Source organism: Pseudomonas sp. PS01298, assembly GCF_029959745.1.
In the GTDB taxonomy this organism is placed as follows: Bacteria; Pseudomonadota; Gammaproteobacteria; order Pseudomonadales; family Pseudomonadaceae; genus Aquipseudomonas; species Aquipseudomonas aylmerensis.
In genome coordinates, this window is the sequence record NZ_JASCPP010000194.1 from 1 (window position 1) to 6,205 (window position 6,205).

A 6,205-nucleotide genomic window follows, 5' to 3' on the forward strand; every position below is an offset into this window, starting at 1 on the left:
CGCGAAAGCGCTGTGTCAGGCAATCAATGTCTGACTGACCCACCGTATTCGCGAGCAAGCCCGCTCCCCCATTTGATTGCTATCAGGCTTGAGATTTGAGGAACAGACTCAGCAACTGATTCACCTGCTCCGCCGCCTCCAACTGCACCATATGCCCCTGCCCCGGCACAATCTCCACCTGGGCTTGCAACCCCTCGGCATGGCTGGCCGGGATGATTGCATCGTCACTGCCCCAGATCACCAGGCTCGGCTGGCGACCCACCACGCTGCGCAAGTCCCGCGTCTGCCGCCCCCCATCAAACAGCTGCGTATTCAGTTGCCGCAGGGCCTGGTCCACGCCTTCCAGGCGCTTGAACTTGAGCATGTCCTCGAGCATTTGCCGCGTCACCAGCGCGGGGTCGCTGAACAGTTGCACCAGCTGCGGCTTGAGCGCGTTGCGGTTGTTGGCCTCGGTGAACCCTTGCAGGTAATCGCCGTTGATGTCCGCCCCCAGGCCGGCGCTGGCGATCAGGCTGAGTGAGGCAACACGCGCGGGGGCCTGGTCGGCAATCGTCAGCGCAACCAGCCCGCCCATGGAGTGGCCGGCCAGGTGCACGCGGTCGAGCCCGAGGTGATCGAGCAAGGCCAACACGGCCTGGCTCAACTCTTCGGCATCGCCGTTGTGCAGGTGTTTGCCCGACTCGCCATGCCCCGGCAAATCCAACGCGATCACGCGCCGCTCGGCCGCCAAGGCCGGTTGGTTGAACAGCCAGTTGTTCAAGTCGCCGCCAAAGCCATGCACCAGCACCAGCGGCGTGCCGCCCTCACCCAGGTCGAGGTAACGCAGCAAACGCCCGCCGACCTCGACCTTCTGCGCACTCGGTCCCGACGCTTCGGCTTCGGCGTTGCTTGAGACGAACCCTGCATTGAAACGCGCCACCACCGCATCGATCTCTTCTTCGGTGGCTTCGCCCTCCACCACAATCGCCAGCAGCGCGCCCACCGGCAGGGTCTCGTCACTCAGCGCCAGCACCCGGCGCAGCACACCACTGAACGGCGCTTCGACACTGCTGGAGATTTTGTCGGTCTCCACATCCAGCACTTCCTCGCCCTTCTCCACGCGGTCGCCCGGTTGTTTGAGCCAGACATCGAGGCGGCCTTCGGTCATCGACAGACCCCATTTGGGCATGGTCAAGGTATGAATCATGCGGCATTCCTCTTGTCGGCGATCTTCAGCACGGCAGCCTCGATCTTCGCCGCGTTGGGGATGTACAGGTCTTCCAGGGCATCGGAAAACGGCACCGGCGTGTGCGGCGCGGTCACCATCTCGATCGGCGCGCGCAGAAACGAGAACCCCTGCTGGGCCACCAGTGCGCTGATGTCGGTGGCGATGGAGCAACGCGGGTTGGACTCGTCGATCACCACCAGGCGCCCGGTTTTCTCCACGCTTTCAAGGATGCTGTCTTCGTCCAGCGGGCTGGTGGTGCGCAGGTCCAGCACTTCGCAGTCAATCCCCTGGCGGGCCAGGTTGGCGGCGGCTTCGAGGGCGACATGCACCATGCGCCCGTAAGTCACCAGGGTCACGTCGCGGCCTTCGCGGACAAAGTTGGCCTCGCCGAACGGCACCGTGTACAGCTCTTCCGGCACCTCGCCCTGCAGGCTGTAGAGCAGTTTGTGCTCGAGGAAAATCACCGGGTCGTTGTCGCGGATAGCCTGGATCAGCATGCCCTTGGCGTCGTACGGCGTGGCCGGGCACACCACCTTGAGGCCGGGGATGTGCGTCCACATCGAGGTGAGCATCTGCGAGTGCTGGGCCGCAGCGCGCAGGCCGGCGCCGTACATGGCGCGCACCACCAGCGGCGTGGTGGTCTTGCCGCCGAACATGTAGCGGAACTTGGCGGCCTGGTTGAGCAACTGGTCGAGGCAGCAGCCGATAAAGTCGACGAACATCAACTCGCACACCGGGCGCATCCCTCGGGTCGCGGCGCCGACGGCCATGCCCACGTAGCCGACTTCGGACAACGGCGCATCGAGGACCCGCTCGGGAAATTCGGGGTACAGGCCCTTGGTGACCCCCAGCACACCGCCCCAGGCGTCCTGCTCGCCCGGTGAGCCGGTACCGCCGGAGACGTCCTGGCCGATGATGAACACGCTCTGGTCGCGGCGCATTTCCTGGGCCAGGGCTTCGTTGATTGCCTGCTGATAGCTGATTTTGCGAGCCATGAAATTCTCTCCGAGTATTGTTGTTATTAGCGGTAGGCGACGTACACGTCACTCAACAGATCGGCGGCCTGGGGCTTGGGATCGGACTTGGCCAGGCGCACGGCGTCTTCGATCAACTGTGCGACCTCGCCGTCGATACGCTCGAACTGCGCGGCATCGAGCCAGCCTTCGGCGCTGCACCGCTGGCGGAACAACGCCAGGCAATCGTGGGATTCGCGCAGGTTCTTCACTTCATCCGGGCCGCGATAGGTTTGCGCATCGCCCTCGAAGTGGCCGTAGAAACGGCTCAGCTTGACCTCCACCAGCGTCGGCCCCTCGCCCTTGCGTGCCCGCTCCACCGCGACGCCAAGCGCCGCATGCACGGCGAAGAAATCATTGCCATCGACAATCACCCCCGGCATGCCGAAGCCCACGGCGCGCTCGGCAATGTCCTTGCACGCCACCGACCAGCCGGACCCGGTGGCCTCGGCATAGCCGTTGTTCTCGGCGACGAACAGGCACGGCAGTTTCATGATCGCGGCCAGGTTCATGGCCTCGAAGACCGCGCCTTCGTTGGAGCCACCGTCGCCAAAAAACGCCACGGCCACGCCTTGGCTGCCCTTGAGCTTGGAGGCCAGCGCCGCGCCTGCGGCCAGCGGTGCACCGGCGCCGACAATGCCGTTGGCGCCGAGCATGCCCTTCTCCTGGTCGGCGATGTGCATGGAGCCGCCCTTGCCGCCGCACACGCCGGTTTTCTTGCCGTAGATCTCGGCCATCATGCCGAACACATCCACGCCCTTGGCGATGCAATGGCCGTGGCCACGGTGGTTGGAGGCGATGCAATCTTCATCGTTGAGGTGGGCCATGACCCCGGCAGCGCTGGCTTCCTGGCCGGCGTACAGGTGCACGAAACCGGGGATCTCGCCGGTGGCGAATTCCACGTGCAAGCGTTCTTCGAAATCACGGATGGTGCGCATCACGGTGTAGGCATGCAGCAATTGATCGGTGGACAGGTGAGTGGACATCTTGTTGTTCTCCAGGTTGTCTCGACACACAAAAGGCTGGCGTCGGCCAGCTGCAAGCGGTTCAGCACAGCCTGTGCCAAGGCGCGAAAAAACCTGGCAAAGCCTTGATCCAGAGCAGTGCCGTGCGGTTGTACCGGGGCGCGATGCCTGCGCAGAATGAGACGCGCCATTGCAGCCTGCAGGCTGCGTCTCAGGCCTGGTGAGACGCTGCGTCTCACGCCCGGCTGTTGGTCAGGCCGCCCTTGTCCGCCTGCGCCCATAGGCGCTTAATGGCCGGCATAACAACAAAGATCGAGAACCGGAGGCCTTATGCTCGCCGCGAACTCCAGAGAGCACGTCGACTGCGTCAGTCGCGTGGTCCGCAATGCCGATCGCCTGCCCCAGGCGCCGGTGCCGTCGCTTATTTTCGACTCCTGGCGCCGCTCCATGGAGCAACATCACCTGGACCCCGGCTCCCTGCAGGGGCCGCGTATCCTCAGCGAACCCCTGCTCAAGGAATGCCGTGAGCGCGCCGAACTGTTCATGCGCATCGCCGGCGAAGCCGTCGGGCAACTGCACCACCGCGTACGCCACGCCGACTACTGCGTGATGCTCACCGACGCCCAGGGCCAGACCATCGACCACCGCGTCGACACCGCCATTCGCAGCGACTGCCGCAAGGCCGGCCTGTACCTGGGCACGTGCTGGTCGGAAGCCGAAGAAGGCACCTGCGGCGTGGCCACGGTGCTGACCAGCAAGGCGCCGGTCACGGTGCACAAGCGCGATCACTTTCGCGCGGCCTTCATCGACCTGACCTGCTCGGCCGCACCGATGTTCGACCCGCAGGGCAACCTGCTGGGGGTACTGGATGCCTCGGCGCTCAAGTCCCCGGATGACCGGCGCAGCCAGCATCTGGTGCGGCAGATGGTGGCGCAGAGCGCGCAGGCCATCGAAAACGCCTTCTTCATGCACAGCGCTCGCCAGCACTGGGTGCTGCAGGCCCACAGCACGCCGGGCTATGTCGACAGCCAGCCCGACCTGCTGCTGGCCTGGGACCAGGACGGTCGCCTGCAGGCCCTGAACAGCAAGGCACGCCTGGCGCTGCGTCGGCGCTTTGGCCAGGTGCCGGAGCATATCGGCGAGGTATTCGACCTGGATGCCCTGCGCGCAGTCACCGATCAATCGGCCCAGCACCTGCAATGGCTGGGCGAACCCGGCGTGCTGCACGTGCGCGTCAACACGCCGCGTCGCACGCCCGCGCGCGCGGTTGCGATCATCCAGGTCGACCCGCGCGTGGATGAACACCTGCGCCTGGCGGTGCGGGTCAAGGACCGTAACCTGCCGGTGCTGGTGCAAGGTGAGACCGGTGCCGGCAAGGAAGTCTTCGCGCGCCAATTGCATCAGCGCAGCGCCCGGCGCGAGGGGCCGTTCGTGGCGGTGAACTGCGCGGCGATCCCGGAAAACCTGATCGAAAGCGAGCTGTTCGGCTATGTCGCCGGGGCGTTTACCGGCGCATCCAGCAAGGGCATGCCGGGGCTGTTGGTGCAGGCCGATGGCGGCACGCTGTTCCTCGATGAAATCGGCGACATGCCGCTGGCCCTGCAGACGCGCCTGCTGCGGGTGATGGCCGAAGGTGAAGTGGCGCCCCTGGGTGCGGCGAAAACCCGTGCAGTGGATATCCAGGTGATCTGCGCCAGCCACCGCGACCTGGCGGCACTGGTGAGTGAAGGACGTTTTCGCGAAGACCTGTACTTTCGCCTCGGCTGCGCGCGTTTCTGCCTGCCGCCGCTGCGCGAACGCACCGACAAACTGGCCCTGATCAATCGGCTGCTGGAACAGGAGGCCCGCCACAGTGGCATCGCGGCTGGCATCAGCCAGGCGGCGCTGGAAGTGCTGTTGGGCTACGCCTGGCCGGGCAATGTGCGGCAACTGCGGCACGTGCTGGCGTATGCCTGCGCGGTGTGCGAAGGCGGCATCCTGCAACTGGCGGATTTGCCGGTGGAAGTGCGTGGGGAACAGGTTGCGCTGCAGGCACAGGTTCAGCTGAGCCCGGAGCGCCAGGTGGTGCTGGATGCGCTGATCCGGCATCGCTGGAAGCCATCGCCGACGGCGCAGGCGCTGGGGATCTCACGGGCGACGCTGTACCGCCGCGTCAACCAACTGGGCATCGATATGCCTGGCAAACAGTGAACCTGTGGGAGCGAGCCCGCACAGTGGAATTGTGGCAGGCACAAGATTCAGTCCAGCCCTCCCAAAACTGTGGGAACTGAGCCAGGCACAAGATTCAGTCCAGCCACAAATCAGTGTGGGAGCTGGCTTGCCTGCGAAAGCGGTGGATCAGCTGCATCATGGTTGACTGACACACCGCTTTCGCGGGCAAGCCCGCTCCCACAGTGGAACTGTGTCAGGCACAGGAATCAGGCTACCCCCTCCAAAATCTGTGGGAACTGTGTCAGGCACAAGATTCAGTCCAGTCCCTCCAAAACTGTGGGAACTGAGCCAGGCACAAGATTCAGTCCAGCCACAAATCAGTGTGGGAGCTGGCTTGCCTGCGATGGCGGTGGATCAGCCACATTATGGTTGACTGACACTGCGCTTTCGCGAGCAAGCCCGCTCCCACAGTGGAACTGTGTCAGGCACAAGAATTAGGCCAGTCCCTCCAAAACTGTGGGAACTGAGCCAGACACAAGATTCAATCCAGCCACAAATCAGTGTGGGAGCTGGCTTGCCTGCGAAGGCGGTGGGTCAGCTGCATCATGGTTGACTGACACTGCGCTTTCGCGAGCAAGCCCGCTCCCACAGTGGAACTGTGTCAGGCACCGGAATCAGTCCAGCCCTTCCAAAAACTCTGGGAACTGTGTCAGGCACAAGAATCAGTCCAGCCCCGCCAAAAACTCTGGGAACTGAGCCAGGCATAGGATTCAGTCCAGCCACAAATCAGTGTGGGAGCGGGCTTGCTCGCGAAGGCGGTATGTCAGTAACAGATAGGCTGTCTGATACAACGCCTTCGCGAGCAAGCC

The 6,205-nt window shown here is 64.1% G+C and carries 4 protein-coding genes; 1 reads left to right on the forward strand and 3 read right to left on the reverse strand.

Going from position 1 to position 6,205, the window contains the following annotated elements:
• Positions 1-82: 82 nt before the first annotated feature.
• From QMX97_RS31320 to QMX97_RS31330, 3 genes are read right to left on the reverse strand one after another with little or no spacing between them, the layout of a single operon-like run.
• Positions 83-1,186 carry an acetoin dehydrogenase dihydrolipoyllysine-residue acetyltransferase subunit gene (locus QMX97_RS31320; RefSeq protein WP_282398201.1) on the reverse strand — a complete coding sequence of 368 codons (1,104 nt, stop codon included), beginning with the start codon at positions 1,184-1,186 and terminating at the stop codon, positions 83-85.
• Complete coding sequence (locus QMX97_RS31325; protein WP_065906247.1) at positions 1,183-2,202, reverse strand: alpha-ketoacid dehydrogenase subunit beta; 1,020 nt, start codon at positions 2,200-2,202, stop codon at positions 1,183-1,185. Before QMX97_RS31325 ends, QMX97_RS31320 begins: the two co-directional genes overlap by 4 nt.
• Positions 2,203-2,228: 26 nt before the next feature.
• Positions 2,229-3,206, reverse strand: a complete 978-nt coding sequence (locus tag QMX97_RS31330) for a thiamine pyrophosphate-dependent dehydrogenase E1 component subunit alpha (RefSeq protein ID WP_120448312.1) — start codon at positions 3,204-3,206, stop codon at positions 2,229-2,231.
• Between the two features lie 309 nt (positions 3,207-3,515).
• Here QMX97_RS31330 and QMX97_RS31335 point away from each other — a divergent pair, with 309 nt between their 5' ends.
• Positions 3,516-5,375 (forward strand): sigma-54-dependent Fis family transcriptional regulator, encoded by a 1,860-nt coding sequence (locus tag QMX97_RS31335; protein WP_282398202.1) that lies wholly within the window; start codon positions 3,516-3,518, stop codon positions 5,373-5,375.
• Positions 5,376-6,205 lie beyond the last annotated feature (830 nt).

Bases quoted from the DNA above. Each gene is read 5' to 3' on its own strand.
- QMX97_RS31320 (WP_282398201.1), bottom strand. From the start codon at position 1,186: ATGATTCATACCTTGACCATGCCCAAATGGGGTCTGTCGATGACCGAA.
- QMX97_RS31325 (WP_065906247.1), bottom strand. From the start codon at position 2,202: ATGGCTCGCAAAATCAGCTATCAGCAGGCAATCAACGAAGCCCTGGCC.
- QMX97_RS31330 (WP_120448312.1), bottom strand. From the start codon at position 3,206: ATGTCCACTCACCTGTCCACCGATCAATTGCTGCATGCCTACACCGTG.
- QMX97_RS31335 (WP_282398202.1), top strand. From the start codon at position 3,516: ATGCTCGCCGCGAACTCCAGAGAGCACGTCGACTGCGTCAGTCGCGTG.